The 18,732-nt window shown below is 33.0% G+C and carries 13 protein-coding genes and 1 pseudogene; 13 read left to right on the top strand and 1 reads right to left on the bottom strand.

From position 1 onward, the window contains the following. Positions 1 to 139: 139 nt before the first annotated feature. The 3 genes from IGJ95_RS12375 to IGJ95_RS12365 all read left to right on the top strand — a co-directional run bounded on the left by IGJ95_RS12375 (position 140) and on the right by IGJ95_RS12365 (position 3,888). Positions 140 to 775, top strand: a complete 636-nt coding sequence (locus IGJ95_RS12375) for a GntR family transcriptional regulator (protein ID WP_010734320.1) — start codon at positions 140 to 142, stop codon at positions 773 to 775. Positions 776 to 971: 196 nt separating this feature from the next. Next, positions 972 to 2,165: a quaternary amine ABC transporter ATP-binding protein gene (locus IGJ95_RS12370; RefSeq protein WP_019723090.1), complete on the top strand. Its 1,194-nt coding sequence runs from the start codon at positions 972 to 974 to the stop codon at positions 2,163 to 2,165. Continuing rightward, complete coding sequence (locus IGJ95_RS12365; RefSeq protein ID WP_438762018.1) at positions 2,158 to 3,888, top strand: ABC transporter permease/substrate binding protein; 1,731 nt, start codon at positions 2,158 to 2,160, stop codon at positions 3,886 to 3,888. The genes IGJ95_RS12370 and IGJ95_RS12365 overlap by 8 nt, the downstream gene beginning before the upstream one ends. Positions 3,889 to 3,955: 67 nt before the next feature. On the opposite strand, the gene IGJ95_RS12360 is transcribed toward IGJ95_RS12365, so the two are convergent. Continuing rightward, positions 3,956 to 4,954, bottom strand: a complete 999-nt coding sequence (locus IGJ95_RS12360; protein WP_077151980.1) for an ROK family protein — start codon at positions 4,952 to 4,954, stop codon at positions 3,956 to 3,958. A 178-nt stretch (positions 4,955 to 5,132) separates the two neighbouring features. On the opposite strand from IGJ95_RS12360, the gene IGJ95_RS12355 reads away from it, so the two are divergent. From IGJ95_RS12355 to IGJ95_RS12310, 10 genes and pseudogenes are all read left to right on the top strand, one after another. Beyond that, positions 5,133 to 5,939 carry an HAD-IIB family hydrolase gene (locus IGJ95_RS12355; RefSeq protein WP_062806163.1) on the top strand — a complete coding sequence of 269 codons (807 nt, stop codon included), beginning with the start codon at positions 5,133 to 5,135 and terminating at the stop codon, positions 5,937 to 5,939. Positions 5,940 to 6,985: 1,046 nt separating this feature from the next. Beyond that, positions 6,986 to 11,476 (top strand): hypothetical protein, encoded by a 4,491-nt coding sequence (locus IGJ95_RS12350; RefSeq protein WP_438762015.1) that lies wholly within the window; start codon positions 6,986 to 6,988, stop codon positions 11,474 to 11,476. Beyond that, positions 11,473 to 11,769, top strand: coding sequence for an LPXTG cell wall anchor domain-containing protein (locus IGJ95_RS12345; protein ID WP_062806166.1), 297 nt, complete (start codon positions 11,473 to 11,475; stop codon positions 11,767 to 11,769). The genes IGJ95_RS12350 and IGJ95_RS12345 overlap by 4 nt, the downstream gene beginning before the upstream one ends. Before the next feature lie 59 nt (positions 11,770 to 11,828). After that, positions 11,829 to 12,419: a hypothetical protein gene (locus IGJ95_RS12340; protein WP_438762013.1), complete on the top strand. Its 591-nt coding sequence runs from the start codon at positions 11,829 to 11,831 to the stop codon at positions 12,417 to 12,419. A 151-nt stretch (positions 12,420 to 12,570) separates the two neighbouring features. Further along, a complete protein-coding gene (locus IGJ95_RS12335; RefSeq protein WP_438762011.1) occupies positions 12,571 to 13,368 on the top strand; it encodes a hypothetical protein in 798 nt (265 codons plus the stop codon). 58 nt (positions 13,369 to 13,426) lie between these two features. Beyond that, positions 13,427 to 14,143 (top strand): hypothetical protein, encoded by a 717-nt coding sequence (locus tag IGJ95_RS12330; RefSeq protein ID WP_438762009.1) that lies wholly within the window; start codon positions 13,427 to 13,429, stop codon positions 14,141 to 14,143. Positions 14,144 to 14,164: 21 nt separating this feature from the next. After that, positions 14,165 to 14,713 carry a hypothetical protein gene (locus IGJ95_RS12325; protein ID WP_062806171.1) on the top strand — a complete coding sequence of 183 codons (549 nt, stop codon included), beginning with the start codon at positions 14,165 to 14,167 and terminating at the stop codon, positions 14,711 to 14,713. A 9-nt stretch (positions 14,714 to 14,722) separates the two neighbouring features. Continuing rightward, positions 14,723 to 15,469 carry a class B sortase gene (locus IGJ95_RS12320; protein WP_062806172.1) on the top strand — a complete coding sequence of 249 codons (747 nt, stop codon included), beginning with the start codon at positions 14,723 to 14,725 and terminating at the stop codon, positions 15,467 to 15,469. 1,425 nt (positions 15,470 to 16,894) lie between these two features. Continuing rightward, positions 16,895 to 17,008: pseudogene (locus IGJ95_RS12315) on the top strand (GH25 family lysozyme); the annotation flags it as partial. A gap of 417 nt (positions 17,009 to 17,425) precedes the next feature. Beyond that, complete coding sequence (locus IGJ95_RS12310; protein ID WP_077151982.1) at positions 17,426 to 17,929, top strand: hypothetical protein; 504 nt, start codon at positions 17,426 to 17,428, stop codon at positions 17,927 to 17,929. Positions 17,930 to 18,732 lie beyond the last annotated feature (803 nt).

Raw genomic sequence — 18,732 nt, 5'->3', positions numbered from 1 at the left:
ACTGTTTAGTTTGAGAAATCAACTGATAACTACCGGATTTCTTGTATAGAAGAAAAAAATAAAACCAGTTTACTTTTGCTTCTTTGAAGCGTCCATAGTAAGATGTTAGCTGACAAGTAGATGAAAGAGGAAGAATAAAATGAGTGAAAAAACCAAACTGGTTCGCCCACGTTATCAACAGATCGCTGTTGATTTGGCTGAACGAATCGTAGAAAATCGTTATCAAATCGGCGAGAAGATCCATGCAAGATCCACTTTAGCAAGCACGTATAACGCTTCGCCAGAGACGACTCGTAAAGCAATCAATGTTTTGGTCGATCTGGGGATCATGGAAGTTCGTCATGGCAGTGGCGCGTTTGTAGCATCTAAAGAAAAAGCAAAGGATTTCCTTTTACAATACCAAGATGTGCAATCGATCCAAGAAACAAAAGCAGAAATCATGGAAAGCGTGAAAAAACAACAAGAAGAATTGAACCATTTTTCACAACTATTGGATCAACTGGTGAGTCAAACGAAACGAATACATAAGATGAACCCACTTCTGCCTTTTGAACTTGCTTTGACAGAGGAAGCGGCTCACTTAAACCAATCCATCAGCGAATTGAACATTTGGCAAGCCACTGGTGCAACAGTGATTGCAATTTCCCACGATCAAGAACTGTTGGTCTCGCCTGGTCCATATGCTAAATTTTCAGCGGGGGATACTGTCCACTTTATTGGGAACGAGTATACGCTGCAACGAATGACAAACTTTTTTTATCCAGATGGGCAGTGAACGAGCGGATAAGAAAAATCTCATTTAATTCTAATTTTGGTTAATCCCTATACTGATAAGGGATTGACCATTTTTTTGTATAGTTTCACTAAGAATAGAGATGCTTGAATTTTGACAAAGTGACTACATAGTGTTATCGTAGTGTGGTCACTTTTTTCAGAAAGAAAAATGAATTTACATACAAAGGAGAATTTGTTTGGTAAAAGTAGAAGTCAAAAACTTAACGAAAATATTTGGTAAACGAACACAAACTGCTTTGGAAATGATGAAAAAGCACCAATCGAAAACAGAGATTTTACAAAAAACCGGCGCAACTGTCGGTGTATATGAAGCGAGTTTTGATGTACAAGAAGGTGAGATCTTCGTGATCATGGGACTTTCGGGGAGTGGGAAATCAACCTTGATCCGTCTATTGAATCGTTTGATTGAACCAACATCTGGCAATATCTTGATTGATGGAGAAGACATCTCAACACTTAGCAAAGAAGAACTTCGCGAAGTTCGTCGTCACAAAATCAACATGGTGTTCCAAAACTTCGGTCTATTCCCACATCGTACGATTTTAGAAAATACAGAATACGGTCTTGAAGTTCGCGGTGTTCCTAAAGAAGAACGTCAAGCTAAAGCAGAAAAAGCGTTAGAGAACTCAAGCTTGTTATCCTTTAAAGATCAATATCCTAGTCAATTATCTGGTGGGATGCAACAACGTGTTGGGTTAGCCCGAGCATTGGCAAATGATCCAGAGATCCTATTGATGGATGAAGCTTTCTCAGCACTTGATCCATTGATTCGTCGTGAAATGCAAGATGAGTTATTGGAACTACAATCCAATGTGCAAAAAACGATCATCTTTATCACACATGATTTAAATGAAGCATTGCGTATCGGGGATCGCATTGCGTTGATGAAAGACGGAGAAATCATGCAAATCGGTACTGGGGAAGAAATCTTGACTAATCCAGCCAATGATTACGTGAGAGAATTCGTTGAAGAAGTCGATCGCTCGAAAGTCTTGACGGCGCAAAACATCATGGTTCCTGCACTAACAACAAACATCGAATCAGATGGTCCAAACGTTGCGTTGACACGTATGCGTAATGAAGAAGTTAGCATGTTGATGGCTGTTGATAGAAAACGTAACTTAAAAGGGATCATTACAGCAGATCAAGCATTAGAAGCAAGACGTCAAAAACGTCCATTAATCGATTTCCTTGATGAAAATGTTACCGTGATCGGTAAAGATATGTTAGTTAGTGATATCTTCAATATTATTTATGATTCGCCGACTCCATTAGCCGTTGTTGATAACGGGAAATTAAAAGGCGTTATTATCCGAGGTAGCGTAATCGAAGCATTAGCAGCAACAAGTGAGGTGAGCGAACATGAATAATCTATTGAACTATCAAATACCCGTCGCTGACTGGGTCGAAACGATCACTGATTGGTTGACAACAACGTTCGCAGGACTGTTCTCATTCCTTCAAACGATTGGTCAAGCAGTGATGACAGCTATCACGAATCTTTTATTAGTGATACCAGCACCACTATTTATTCTTTTAATGGCAGTTGCAGCGTTCTTTATTTCAAAAAAACGTCCCGGATTGACATTATTTACTTTGATTGGCTTATGGTTCATTTATAATCAAGGGCTATGGACAGATTTGATGAATACTGTCACATTGGTTTTACTATCTAGTGTGATCTCGATCATCATTGGTGTACCTCTTGGTATTCTCATGGCGAAAAATGATAAAGCGCAAGGAATCATTAAACCGATCCTTGACTTTATGCAAACAATGCCTGGTTTTGTTTATTTGATTCCAGCGGTTGCCTTTTTCGGAATTGGTATGGTTCCAGGGGTGTTTGCCTCAGTGATTTTTGCCTTACCACCAACTGTTCGCTTTACGAACCTAGGTATTCGCCAAGTACCGAAAGAGTTAGTAGAAGCGTCTGATTCATTTGGTAGTACGAGTTGGCAAAAACTAGTGAAACTTGAATTACCACTAGCAAAAGGAACGATCATGGCAGGGATCAATCAGACAACTATGCTTTCTCTTTCAATGGTCGTGATTGCCTCAATGATCGGAGCTCCTGGTTTAGGTCGTGGTGTCCTTTCTGCTTTACAACGTGCACAAGTCGGAAATGGTTTTGTCAATGGGGTAGCATTGGTGATCTTAGCCATTATCATTGACCGTTTTACGCAACACTTGAATCAACCAAATGATCAAAAAGCAGCAGGTACTGCGAAACAAAAAAATAAAAAGCGCCAAGGAGTGATCATTGGTGCAGTAGTCGTTGTTTTATTAGGTGCGATCGGTGTTGGAAGTTTTAGTTCTTCAACAAAAGAAACAAACACGATCAATCTTTCTTATGTGGAATGGGATACAGAAGTTGCTTCAACAAATGTCGTAGCAGAAGTCTTAAAAGAGATGGGCTATGATGTGAAAGTGACACCTCTTGATAATTCGATCATGTGGGAATCCGTTGCAAAAGGAGAATCAGATGGAATGGTGGCTGCTTGGTTACCTAAGACTCATGGTTCTCAATATGAACAATACAAAGATCAAGTCGATGATCTAGGTGCAAACTTGAAAGGTGCCAAAGTCGGATTAGCTGTTCCAACATACATGGATGTTAACTCGATTGCGGATCTAACCGATGAAGCAGGCAAAAAAATCACCGGTATCGAACCTGGTGCAGGTGTGGTGAATGCTGCAGAAAATACGATTGCCCAATATCCAAATCTGGAGGGTTGGACAGTTGAGACCTCTTCTTCTGGTGCGATGACGGTTGCATTAGGACAAGCAATCAAAAATCAAGAACCAATCGTCTTTACTGGTTGGACACCACACTGGATGTTTGCAAAGTATGACTTGAAATATCTAGAAGATCCAAAAAATGCGATGGGAGATGCGGAAGAAATCCACACTATCGTCCGCCAAGGCTTAAAAGAAGATCAACCAGAAGCATATGCTGTGTTGGATAAATTCAACTGGACAGAAAAAGACATGGAAGAAGTCATGTTGGAAATCAACAACGGCAAAGATCCACAACAAGCAGCAAGAGAATGGATCGATAAGAACCAAGAAAAAGTTGCAAGCTGGAAAAATTAAATACCATATAAAAAAGGTGTTACCGAAACAAATGAGATGTTTCAGTAACACTTTTTTTGTGAAAAATTCAATAGTATGCGAGATCAAAAGGCGTATGGTGATACATCAGCCAATGGAGTCCTAAAACGATACTGCTTTCTAAATCATCCAGATAACTGAATACAGGAGCATTGGGCTGTTTCGGCAAATAACGGTTTTGCGCTAAAGTTTCCTCTACGAGCGGCTTAATATCTGGGTCAATAGCTAAGACGAACTTGTTCGGAGCAATCAAAGCATTATACGTAATAATCAAAGAAGAAAGATTTTTAGCAAGTTCAACAGGTGTATCAGGACTCCCTTGATCTAAGAATAAAGGGAAATATTTTGCTTCACCAGCTAGCGAGTCATGTCCTTCGATCAAAGATGATTTGGCAAGTAACGTGACACCTGGCATACTATTTTGTGGATAATAGATGCCTACGATCGTTTCAGATAATGGAAGTTGTTTCAAAAGACAATGACCGATCGTAAAAAGATGGGCATCATTTTGGATATAGTAAGGAAGATCAGTCACTTCTTCAATCAGTTGATGGATAGGCCAACGATCCATTTTTTCATACCAACTAGAAGTGATTACGCCCTCTGAGATTTTACCAGGAATTGAAAATCCAATAGAGGAAATAGTTGATGCGCTCTTCAAATGATTGGAAAGCAACAGTTGAAAGGCAGAAGGAGAGATCTCATGAAAAGATTGTGTCTGCTTTGCTAATCGGTCCCCTTTTAAGTCAATCGTAAAAATATCTACATATAATTGCTTGTTTTCTTCTCGAAAAACAAAGAGCAGTGAATGTTTTCTATCATAATTGAATTCATATTGCGTTGCTGGACGACCAATCTCTCTTGGCTTGTTAGGATGTTCAAATAAAAAACCCTCAGACACCAACTCTGTCACCAAGGAATTGGTCGTCACCATACTGATCTTTGTTGCTTCAACAATTTCGGAAGAAAATAGTTTTTGATGTTGGAATAGTAAAGAGATCACTCGATTTAAATTTGTTTGACGTATTAGATTTTTATTGATTGTCATTATTGAGGTTTTCCTTTATTAAGTTATTTAATTAAGTATAGCGGACGCAAGTATAAATGTAAATATGTAGCTGTAATAGTCAAACCAACCTATTTCTCTCATTTAATACTTGACGTCCACTTATTAATTGATACCGTTAATAAAGGAGGTTAATTAAATAGAATTAGGAGGGTCTCAGATGATCAAATTGATATTAACGGACTTAGATAGAACATTTTTAAATAGTAAAGGAGCGTTTGATAAAGATTTATATACAGAAGTGAAAGCGCTTATGGATGAACAAAATATCTATTTTGCACCGTGTACGGGCAAACAGTGTGAACGTGTCGAAGAATTATTCGGTCCAGAGTTTTCAAAAGATTTATGGATTTTAGGAGATAGTGCTACTAGAATCAAGCACAAAGATGAATATATTTACGAATCTTTATTGCCAAATAAAGTCGGAACTGAAATCCTTCAAAAACTAGAGGAAATCTCTGATGAATATACGATCATCGCTTGCACACCGAGTGCAGCAGCCATCAAAAATACTGTACCTGAAGAAGAAGCTAAAGTGGTTCGTCGCTCCTATGCTAAGGTTAAGACGGTTGAGAGTCTAAAGGAAATGGCAGAAGACTTTGTAAAAATCACCGTTTTTGATCCACAAAAAAAATGTTTTGAGCATGTCAAACAGTTAGAAGAATTTAAACAACAAGCCTATATTGTTGCTTCAGAAGCTGCTTGGATCGATATCTCCAATCATAATGTCCACAAAGGGACGACAGTCGCAGAACTGCAAAGAATCCTCAACGTCACACCAGAAGAAACCATGGCATTTGGTGATGGTCTAAATGATGTGGAATTATTAGAACGTGCAGTTTATAGCTTTGCGATGAGTAATGCCTTTGAGCAAATCAAAGAAGTTGCGCAATTTGTGACAAAGTCGAACGATGAAGATGCTGTACTTCATACCATCAAAAAAATGATTACTTTACAAGTAGGATAATAGTTTTGCTTATTAAAAAAGCTCAAGTATCTGAGTTAAAAGCAAAATTAGTTACTTAAACCTGAGTAAATGGCGGGTACAGAAGTAACCTCATTGGAAATGAAGTATCATCCACAAAAGTTTGGAAAGTAATTTTTGTGGATGATACTTTATTTCTCGAAGACAAGAATTTTTGTTCCAAACTTAAGTTGAGAGTAGTGCTTGGTATAGGAGAAACTAATGCTAATGAGATTCATACATAAAAGTTTAACTGTGGATGAAACAGCTAAGTACTGAATAATTTCAAATACTATTTAGAAAACTAAATGATTTAATTTTTTATTCAGTCCAAAAATTTGAAGAAGAGCCCTAAACTAATAATGTAAGGATTAACATTTTAATTTGAAAAAATTATAAAAAGTATTATAGAGCAGAAGAATCACTTTTCTAAATTAAAGCAACCTAATCTATCAATTGCTTATTGATTATTACATAAAAAAATAAACTTCATTAATTTGATATTTCATCGTGTTTTATTTCAGTAGTTTAGATATTTTTACATGCTTTGCTATAAATAGATGGAGTGAGATATATTTTATAAAACTTAAATAAAGAATTTTCTATCTGACTATTCAATAATAAAAGTGGACTATTCATTTTTGAAAGTTTTTATTTCTAAAAAATCAAAAAAAAGAAAAAAATGGTGAAGCTGTTTTGTTAATTTTTTCATTGATGGAGGTGAGTAGGTGAAAAGTACGGTGCTAAAGAAAGGGTAGTTTTACTAAAGTGGTTAATTTAATGCAGTCAAGAAAACGAGAGCCGATATACAAACAAAAGAATAATAAATGGATATATCTGTTAATTCTACTCTTAGCTGGTTTTAGTTTAGTATATCTCAGTGGAAAATTGAGTAGAGAAGATACAAAGTCAGATAATAAAACGACTAGTTCAACGACAAACAACTTACGTTATGATATTAATATAGAAAATAAAGTAGATAAGTATTTTGAATAGAGTGATTTTTTATTAAAAAAGAAAATAAATTTTTATGGAGGAAATGGAATGCAATGCAAGTTAAACGAACTATAAAATGGATGATGATTTTGACCATTTTATTTTACTGTCTTATCCCCCCTTTTGTGACAGTTGCAGTTTCAACTGATGATTCCAGAGAAGAAATTAAGACTGAAACTCAGAGTAGTGTGGCATCTACAGCTGAGGCAGGAATCAATTCTTTGGAAGAAAATCAAACAATGACATCATCGGAAATGAGTATTCCTAGTACAACTGAATATTCAATGAAGGAACAAGGGCAAACTACAGACACAGGTAAGGAAGAAGCGGAAATAGACGGAACATTGAATCAACGCACTGTACCATTAGAAAAATTAAAACAAGAATTAAAAGCTAGAAATAAAGCAACGACTTCATTGAAAGTATCGTTGTTTTCAAATGAAAGTAATGTTCGTCTAACGGAAGCTGGAGTTTCTGGATATTTTGATTATCAAGGTGGTAAATTTTCAGAAGAGAATGTTTCCATTAAACAATGGATTTCTAATCGGACATTCAGGAGAGCTGCTTATAAAATAAATGGATCAGCCCAAGAATTTCCAATTTTAGGCTTGTATTCGTATGAGGGTAAATGGTTTTATACTGTAGCAACAGATGAAACGAAAAATAAAGCAATTAATGATCAAATTGAAGCAGAAGTTGGGGTTGAATTAGACACAGCAAATTCAGAGGTGATTTTATATTACGAATTAGATACAGAACCAGCGGAAGTATTTACCATTAATCAAACTTTTTCTAATAATAAAGCAGATATATGGGCTGTAAATCTAAAAGATCAAGCACAAACCAATGAACAAGTAGTTTTTAGTTTTAATGTACCAACAGAGTTTTCATCTGCAACTATTACTGTATCCCAAAACAATACGGTACTTTATACATTCAATACGGAGACACCAAATCAAGGTAGTCCATTAGAATTAATTGATACTTCTAATCGAAGATATACTGGAGTTTTCAAAATGCCTAAGGGTCAAGTAACGGTAGCGTTTAGTGGGAGAGACTATGTCGGGGGAACGGATCGTTGGTTCGGGATTGGTTGGGAAGGCCAAGACGGTTTTAGAAATGGTAAATTGTATCAGCAAGTTTTTAATACCATTTCAGTCGCTGGTAAAGCACAAAATTTACCAAGTTATACTATCAAAAGCAGAAATTTTTCAAGTGAGCCTACCACAATAATAAAGTCGCAATCTGGGTTACAAAACCAGACAACTAATTATAGAAATTCAACGAACGGTCGTCATACCCATTCTTTTTCAACTGCTATTGGTAAATTTAATGTTGGAGAAGAGATCGTTTTAGAATTAGATACTGCACACGGCTTGTATCAATATGTTGAAAATCAATCTTTCAGATTTACTCCAGTGGTGTTAGTTGTTGATGCTTATACAAAAGGATATCACGATCAAGATCAAATGATTACAGATCTAGTACCTTTACCAACTGGAAAAGGACAAGTACAACTCCAAGATTTATCAAATGGTGGCAAAGTAAAAATCGAAGTTGTGGAATATGAAGCACCATTAACCATCAACAAAATAACATTAAATAGGGCTCGATTTAAATATAAATTGACTTTTTTAAATATGCGCTACGACTTTAGTACCTACGTCAATACAGTATCTGGTGCGCAACAAAACTTCTTCTTTGACAAATTGACAGGAATTCAACTAGGAGAAAGCTTAGACGATCTTTCTAAAAGTTATCTTGATTATGTTATTGATTGGAATCCAGTAAAAATTCCTTTGAGCACAGGGATAAGTGTGATGGGGAAATTTGCAGATCAAGGTGCCATACTTGCTTATATCAAGCCAAGATATGGGTATAGTAAACCGACAGTAACCTTAAAGAATAGACGAGATCCTCAGTCTATGGATATTGCAGATGATAAAGATAAATACACCGAAGCACTAAAAAAAGGTTATTACCTATATCAATTAAAATCTGGAGGAGGAAATGATGGGATTCAGCCAGCAACTGGTGTAGATATTTCTGCAGAACCGATTTCCTTTAAGATACAATATTATAATAATGAGTCGATGTATTATGAGGAAACAACAAAATTAAAACCTTCAGAAGATAAAAATTATGCGGTCAAAGAAAAAATACCTACAAAGACCAAGAATACGAATGAGTACTTTTATGGTTACAAAGTGGTTGTTATTGGTAGTGATAATTCAAGAATAGAAATTTCACCTAAAAATGGAAGTTATTGGCGGCCACAAGAACTAGTAGATATCAGAGTAGTCTATGATAAACTGATAGAAAATGATAAATTATCAGAACAAACAGAATATACAATTCGTTTAGAGGCGCAGACAGGAACTAGTGAGAATGGTGCTTATATGCGTAGTAGTTTCTATACTACGGTTCAACAAAGTTTTTCCGAGGCATCGGATACAACTAAAAATCAAGAACTGTCTAAACTCTTTCCAAATGGTGCATTCACCAGAAATACGGAAGATATCTATGGCTATAATCAGTCAAATATTACCTTAGTCGGCCACAAGGATGTCTATCAACAGGGGTCTACAAAATATCTTTTAAGTGGAAAAAGTAAAACTTCAGTGAAACTAAGTAAAGATACATTTGCAGAATTAGTTTATTTAAAAGCCATCACAGTTACCTATGATAAAGATAGCTTGGGACAAAATCCGAATATGAGTTATGATGAATCAACACTTTATGTAGGTGTTAATGGTGATGCTGGTCAAGTAGATGGGAAGAAATATTCTTATGAAAAAACATTATATAAAGCTGATGGCAGTCCTTTAGATGAGATGAATCCAGGAACGATCACAGACTATAAATTTATAGGTTGGAAAATTAAAAATGCGGCACTTGATGCTCAAAATTATATAATTACACCAAGTTCAAATGAAAAAATAAATTTTTATGAATTAGGCTTGAATTATCCAGAAACATGGGAAAAAGTTTTTACAGAAGGTACACTGATTTTAGAAGCAGTCTATGAACCAAGATACTATGAAATCACAGGCGAGAATAATGATTATACGCCTTTTGAAACGTCTTTAGAAACATTTACAGGTGGAACAAAAGAGCAAACAGATCAAGAATATGGATTTACGATTTCTTCAACTTTCAGTTATCAAGGTGATTGGTCAGATCAAGATAAAAAACTGAAGTTTGCGTTATATAAAAAATCTCCAGATGGACAACATCAGCTATTAGCAACGGAAGCTGGTGTCAAAGAGGACTTCAAAGAGCAGGTAAGCTCAGGAAATATCGAGGCGAAAGATGGTAAACTAATGATTACATTTAGAATAAAAAATGTAGATGAAGATGGTAAGCCTTCCATTCGCTATGATCAAGAAAACGGCCATTCTTATCTAATTTATGCCTGGAATGATAAGAATGGTGAGTTAAATGTTCCAGATACAAGTGAGCAAGCACCAATTATTGGAAAGGTACCATTAAGTCAAACGAACGTAACCGTATTGCCAACAAAAATAGAATCAAAAAATGGAGGAATTAGTAATGAAAGTAACACGAAGATTACTATTTCACCAGGCGAGAACTTCACAGCTTCGGCGGATTTTAGCTATGATTATTTCTACCCACATCTAGAGCAATGGCAAGAAAACAAAAATGTGGTGGATTATGCAGATAAAAAGCAATTACATGTTGCTCTATTTAAAAAAATAACAGATGAAAATGGCGTTGAGAAGTATGAATTGTGGGGTAATGATGAAGGTTCTTATCAAAATGGAGTGGAAGATGGACTAGAAAAAGTAGGTAAACCCAATATTACATTTAATGAAGAAACAGGAAAAATGAATGTGACATTTGCTATCAAAAATGTTTCTCTTAGTGATGGAAAAGATAGCATAAATTATGATTCAGATAATGGAGCCAACTACAAAATCATTGCATGGAATTATGCGAATATAGCAAATACAAGTGTTGATGATATTGCCAATGATTCAACCCACCATTCGGATCTGATTTCTTCCGTTACTACTCCGATTGAAGTATTTCAAGATCCAGAATACTATTTAACAATTCCAACCATAGTACAACTGGATGATCATGAAGGAAAAGTACTTGATTCTTCAGGAAAAGATCAATCAAACAAGTACGCAGGGAAAGAACAGATGATTTCTTTTGATGCTACTAAAAATTCTAAAACTTGGCCATCTTTTAAAGCAGAAATAGAAGATAATGTTAAAATGACTGCTTCTGGCCGAGATGTTGATGATCGTTTTGTAGATATTTATTTTCCAAATGGTTTAAAAAATCCATCAGTTGAAAAGAATGGTAGTCGATATTCTGTTTTAGGATATTTAGATAAAAATTCTGAAAAAACCGAGATTATTGAAAATGGTTTAGCTTTACCCGTAGGAGAGAACATTTCATTTAGATTAAATACTCGCAGATCCCTGTATGCAGGTGATACGTATTTTGCTACATTAAAATATATTTTTACTTTACAAGAAAATGGACAAGTAGAAGGTAGTGATAAAAAATGAAAAAACAATTGAATAGACTTTACCTTTGTATAATTAGCCTCATATTTGCTGGTATGCCGTTTCAGGCGTTTGCTGAAGAAAGAAGTATTCCAGTTAGTTATTCAACATTGCCAGCTATGGTTAAGGACTTAGTCCAAAAGAAAACAAGTATCGAATTAGGGCAACCTAATTCGGTACAGACTGGCGATCCTACATCTTTTAAGTTATTAATATTAACATTTTTATTATTACTGATGCTGTTTTTCATTCTAGTATGGAGACGCAGAAAAACTAGCAGAGATATGAACTATTGATAATACGATTTTTTTAGAAACATTGATTAATTATCTAAATAGAAAGAAAGGAAAAAATGATGAAAAAACGAATTGGTCTATTTTCATTAGGCTTGTTAGGCGTATTACTGACGAGTGTTCTTGCTGGAGATTCGAGTACTGCTAAGGCAGAAGAGAAAGAAGCTTCTCTTAACGTAGGGTATTTTGCTGGAGGCGTGACAGTGGATCCGAATGCTAGTGTTTTGATTCCCACAGGAATCATATTTTCCGATACAACTTCAAAAGTCGATACTTCAGTTCAATTAATGGCAATTTATCCAGATGGTCCAAGTAGTGATGTGAGCGGGTTACCGAATAACTTTAAGGTAGATGTACAAGTTCAATCTAGTAATGGCTATACTTTGAATAATCAGAAGTACAGCCAAAAAGGAGAATATAAACTAGGATATAAAGTAGCAGGAGAACCCGAAACATTTACCTATTACAACCAAAATACACCTGATAGTACTGGAGCTAAAAATATTGGTACACTAAATAATCAGCGTCAAAAAATCACTGGGGAAGCCCAAATGACAACGGCTCCGAAAGTAGCGGCCTTAGCTGATGATTTATTTGAAGACACGCTAACTTATAAATTAAAAGTTACCAATCACTCAAATGAAACGCAATAACATGTTGTTTTTATAGGATTAGTAATGAACAGGTGCTCACCATATTGCTTTGCTTAAAATAAAGCAATGTGGTGGACACTACTTATCAATTTAAAAGCATTGAAATGGACAAAGCTTACAAAAGGAGAATAAAAGAGAAAGGAACTCAACCATGCATTATCATCTCTTAGATAAAAAATTGATGTCTTATTTTCGAACGAACGATGGGACTCATTGGCCCTACTATACAAAAAAAGAATTTAAAATGTTAGGGGATCATTCCTTCTGTATATGTGGTGAATTAAGGAAAGATAGCAAAAAAAGCAACTATAATTACTGGTTGGTTAAAGATGAACGAACAAGGATACAACTTTTTGAGTATCACTTAAAAAATAAGTGGTATGAAAAAACAGTTGGTTATATTCCAGTGAAAGAGGATAATGAAAACGATGGAGTCAATAGTAGTTATTTTATAAAGATTGTAGATAGATCGTATATAAAAATATTTTTTTATCCTGTATTCTATTTATTAGTAGCTTTATTTATTTTTTTGGGGATAAGTTGGTACATAAATAAAGAAGCAATACCTAAAGTTGATCAATCAGCCGTTGTATACGATTTGAATGGATTGATCAACGAGCAACCAGATAAGATTATGTTACCAGGAATAACAACCATTAATTTACAAGAAAAATCAACAAATGTTCAACAAATGTTACCAAACCCAAAAGGAAACCAATGTTATTTTCAATACCAAGTGATTTTAGATAGTACAAAGGAAATACTTTATAAATCAGATCTAATTCCTCCAGGAAAAATGATAACACAATTTCATTTGACTCGGGAATTATCAGTTGGTGAACATCAAGGAACTGTAAGAATTTTAACGAGAGATTTGAAAAATCCTAAAATTACTTTTAATACTGGTGAAGTAATGATTACTTTAAATGTACAAAAAACAAGCGAATAATTTGTGAAGGGAGTAGACAAAGATTAAAGCAATAAAAAACAATGAGTTAAATGAACTAATGAATGTTCAAGGTGTCAAATGGCAGTATATAAGTAAAAAAAAGTTTAAAAGTATGGGAGTTACGCATCAAAAAATTGTAGGTGATGTATTTAGAAAAACGAGAAAACGACCGATAGAGCAGGTACTTCATTATGATCAACAGACACAATTGAAGGTTTTTCCTTATAGAGAAAAATTGAGTATTTTTGATAATGTTGTCGGTTATATTCCTTGTGAAAAAAAACAAGAGGAAGTCTATGTCAGAATCGTCAAAAAAAACTGGTTAAAACTAGTATTTTTTATTTCTTTTTTTAGTTTGCTAGTCGGTAGTGGAATTTTATATTTTTGTAAGGATAGAGGACCAAATCTAGACGAGACGGCGGTAGCTTATCAAATGCCAGGTAATAAAAAAAATGAAGATCCCTCTAGTATTATGTTACCAGCTTTCAATGAAATTAAGTTAGCCTCAGATACTAAAAAAATGCATATTGCTCTAGCTAATCCAGAAGGAAATCCATGTTATTTTAAATACAAATTAATTTTGTCAGAAACAGACGAAATATTGTATGAAAGCGAGTATATTGAACCTGGAAAAGCAATTACTGAATTTTCAATTAGTCGGACACTTAATCCAGGAAACTATCAATTAAAGTTAAAAATTGAAACAAGGAAATTAGATAACTTTGAACAATCACTAAATAGTGGTGATATCGAAATTCCACTAATCGTGTCTTGAGGAATGGTGTAAGGATAGAAGATGAAAAATAAAAGTGTATTATTTGGTATCCTATTATGTAGTTTAGTACTAACTCTAACTGGTTGTACTAAAAATAGCTTTTCTGGGAAGGAGACGATTTTTGAAAAGCAAAAGCAAGTAACGAATTTAGAAAATCTGCAACTAACATTTGGAACACAAAAAATTACTAACGAATTAAAGCCCCCCAATCCGGTTGGTTATTTTGATTATTATAAAGAAATTGACAATTATCAATATTTAGTTTATGAAGTTATCTTAGAAAATAAAGGAGTTTCTGATATCAATCTTAAAAATTTAGTGATACAAGTTCAACTAGACAAACAAATTTCAAAAGCAAAATTAGTCTCTTTAGATATAAAAAAAAAACGGTTTGAAAATAGTTTGAAAGGTCGAGAAAAAGTGAGTGGTTATCTTTTTACAGCGTTAAAAAAAGAAAGAATCAATACGTCTTCAACTGCTGATCGTATTAAAATTTATTATAATAAAAACCTAACCAGTAACGGGGAAAGTCAGCAATTTGATTTTGAAAAAATGATAGATATGAAGTAGGAGATATTAATGCGGAATCAGATAAAAAAGGAAGCCAAAAAGCATTTTAGAATTAGTTCTATTCTTATGCTATTTACTTTTATTGGACTGATCGTTGTAGGAGGCCGAATTATTATAGAGACACTACCTTATATTGAAGGAGAAAAGTATTACAAGAAACTTAGTGAAAGTTACGTAAAAGGCCAGCCAAATAATAAAAAGATTGATTTTGATGCGCTAAAAATAATCAATTCAGACATCGTAGGTTGGCTAATTTTCGATGAACCAAAAAATATTAACTATCCTATAGTTAAAAGTAAGGACAATAAAGAGTATTTAACAAAAACGTTTCAAGGAACCTATGATAAATATGGTTCAATCTTTATGGATAAAGATAATAATGAGCGTTTTAGTGATGAAAATACAATCATATATGGTCATAATCTAGGTTTTGGAATAGGTATGTTTTCTGAATTACCTACCTATCAAAACTCAGATTTTAGGAAGAAATATCCTTATTTTTATATCTACACTATTTCTGGTGAAGTAAAGAAATATAAAATATTTTTTGCAAATTATGTTAAGAATACAGATAAAAATTATCAAAATCGTTTTGTTAACCTAGATGATTATTCTAATTATTTAGCATTTTTAAATAGTCAATTAAATGAAGAACAATTAACGGCAGAATCAAAAATAGTCAGTTTATCTACTTGTGCGAAACCTGATGTGATTGATGATAAACGCTTCTTAGTACAAGCAATTTTAGTTGGTTAAAAAAAGATTCACTCGTTCTATTTTTACTTTAGATGAATAAAAATTGATTTTGTGCTCTATAAGGTAAAGCAATACGAAAGTGTTAAAGAATTTTTGGCTCAGAAGCTTTTAAAAATTTCTGGATTTTAAGAGACATAGCCCTACGAAATCAGCATCAAAATGAATGTGTTTACGAATTATTGTTGCCAAATGAACTAGTTCTCAAGCTTATCGATTGAGTAGGAGAAATTAGCAAGGATTGTACTAACTGAGCAAGTCATTTAACAGGTACTTTCGAAAAGAATAAAAAAATCGTAAAGGAGATGTATATCGACAATCTAAAGAGTAGAAAAACTGAAAGATATAATGGGATATTTTGTCAAAATAACTGTAATATGATAAAAAAATATTTTGAACATGTGAAGGGTTTAGCTGAATTTTAGGTCCAAGCACATATCATAGCATCTAAAATAGCATATAGATTTGCTATGAGGAAGATTTTAAAAAACTAAATCTATGTCCATCTTATTATACGCTCAAATGATGAAAATGGAGTATTTCAGACAATCAATAAAGAATAACTTATAAAATAATAATGCTTTGGAAATATTGTGAAAACAACACCTTTCACAATAGAAGTAGATTCGAAGGCGAGAATAAAACAACAGAACAATAAAACAGTTAACGACCATACAGAAGATGATATTGACGAATAAATTTTTATACAAAAAAATAAAAAATACCATCATGCACATTCTTTTTCAAACTACCGAAGTAGCCAAAAGTGTACTGGTGACGTGGTTTGAAACTCAATAGGCCATAAGTGACTCGAACCTGCTGGCTGCTTATTAATAGTTTGTTATTTAATGATTATTAAATTAAAGATAAGTGAATTTTTGCGTATTTCTGTATATCCTACACGAGTTTATACTTTGAAAAATAATCTTTAATTGTTATATCGGATGATGAAATCTTATTTTATGTTTATCAAAGTCAATATCTTTTTCTTGTAAAGCTGCAATTTCCCCTTGTCTTACTTCTGTAATGAATGCTAAGTTATTTTCTATAGTTTCCTCAAATGTTACTTTTAGTATTACATGAACTTCAATATTCTTTTTACACCTTGTTTTAGTGTATGAATATATATGATACCGATTACCTATTTTTGATTGTCGTAGTAGTAAAATTTTGATTTAACAGTTTTTTTCGTCGCTTTATTTTTCTTTTTTATATTCTTTCCAAGTTTGTATTTCTTGCCTGCAATAAAACCAAATTCATTTCTCTCAATAATTTTTGTACGCGTTCAAAAGATAGAAGCAAACTTTTCCAAGGATACAGATGTAAAAAATACTAATAACATCAAAATATTAATTGATGATTTAAGAGTAATAATAGCTAATACAAAGGTAGCGGTACCTTTTAGACATGGATGCCATTGTAGATTTAAGTTGTGTGAAAAAAGGCAAGAAAATTGATGTTATTTTGCGGCGTTGTAACCAAGCAAATGATGAAGGGATAGTCAATGATGTACGTATTAAGGATATCTTTTTGACAGTATAGTCGAGAAAAGCTCCTTATTAAGTAGCTATATATATTATAAGAATTCTTTTTATATCAGATTATTTTAAAAATACACAAATTTTTGATGATTAATTAGCAAATTTATGATAACCATATTTTTCTTTATTTATCTTTGAAAGAAAACATCGTATGAAATAGTATATTTTTTATAGAAATATACTGTTGAAAAAAATATTTTGATGTGGAGGATAAATGATGCATGACTAAGTAAAGATAGATTAATTATTAAGATTAGCAAAGTCTAAAAGATATAGGCTGATTAAATCTAAAGAATATGGAAATATACTATTACAATTATTGAATTTAGATTATTCTCATTTTACTTTTCTTAAATTCACTCCTTATAAACAAAATATCGAACTATTATCGTTATATCAAGAATATGTGAAATGTAACTTGGAAATTTTTAGTCATAGAAATATTGATTTGATAGACTCTTCACTGGAAAATAGTACATACAGTTCAATTGAACCACAACTTTTAAGTAACTATATCGATAGACTAGTTGCTAATAATCAAGATAGTTTTTTTATTGTACCTTTAACAGTTATATTATTTGAAGAGGAAAAAAATGATTGGTATGCATATGAAGTGGGTGCAATTATTAAAAAAATTGAAGATGAATTTGTAGTTTGTATCATCGATAAGGCTAACACTAAAATAAAAGATAGAATACAAGTATCTCCCTATATACTTGACGGAAAAATTCAATCTAATTTCAAGAAAGGAAATGTAGAGTATAAATACAAAATAAAAAATAGACCATCGAATATTGAAAAACTATCTAATATTTTAGAATTAGGTTTGTTAACAGATCTAGATAATATAGATAGAAAAGTAAATTTATTAATGGAATATAAGATACAGGAGATATTATTTTCTGAGCTAAGTGAGTTATAAACTTCAGAAAAATTGAGAACGAGAGAGGGAAACTATCAACAATATTTAGATAATTATTTTGTAAAAGAGCTGGATGAGACTATTAAATTCGTATTAATTAATGAATCTAAATCTGATATTTCGAAGACTAGATCAAAGAAATATTTACAAGAGAAAATTCAACATATGTCAAAAAATACGAAACTATACTCTACGAAAGCAATGTACAAAGATCTAATTAAGATTATTGATAAACAATTGGAAGTATTAAAGTTTAATCCAATCGTATATAAAAAACTTATATCAGAAATATTTTAAAACTATTTGCATTTAAAGGAAGCTAGACAAAGCTGCTTTCTTCAAAAAATTCAAACAACAGAAGCAAGTGAAGTATATAGTCAGAGAGATTTCAATATTCCTAAACTTCAATCTACGAATGTCAAGCCTAGCGATTTCAAAGTGAATATAACATCATTAACAGTGAGAAGAAAGCACAACGGCAACAATATGTAACTCTCAAACACATTAATTACTCTCGAAAATTTTGACAATTACAAAAATAATTCGATATAATAAATATGTTATTGTATGATTTTATCTCATAATCTAATATCAATTTAATTTTATGTAATAGCAGAATTGTTGTCGCATTTAATAATAAAATTACGGTAGTCCTTTGGCGTTCTCGCGACAACATTGGATATCTTTAGTTCAGTTGGTCAGAGTATTTGGCTCATAATCGAGCGATCGTAGGTTCGATTCCTACAGAGTATATAATTTTTTTAAAAAGCTAAATCCATAAATTCTTTATAAGAAATAATGAG

Origin of the sequence: Enterococcus sp. AZ156 (assembly GCF_051714165.1) — a bacterium.
Taxonomy (GTDB): Bacteria; Bacillota; Bacilli; order Lactobacillales; family Enterococcaceae; genus Enterococcus_B; species Enterococcus_B pernyi.
Note: the sequence above shows the minus strand (reverse complement) of the source record. Positions and strands in the feature narration are given on the sequence as shown.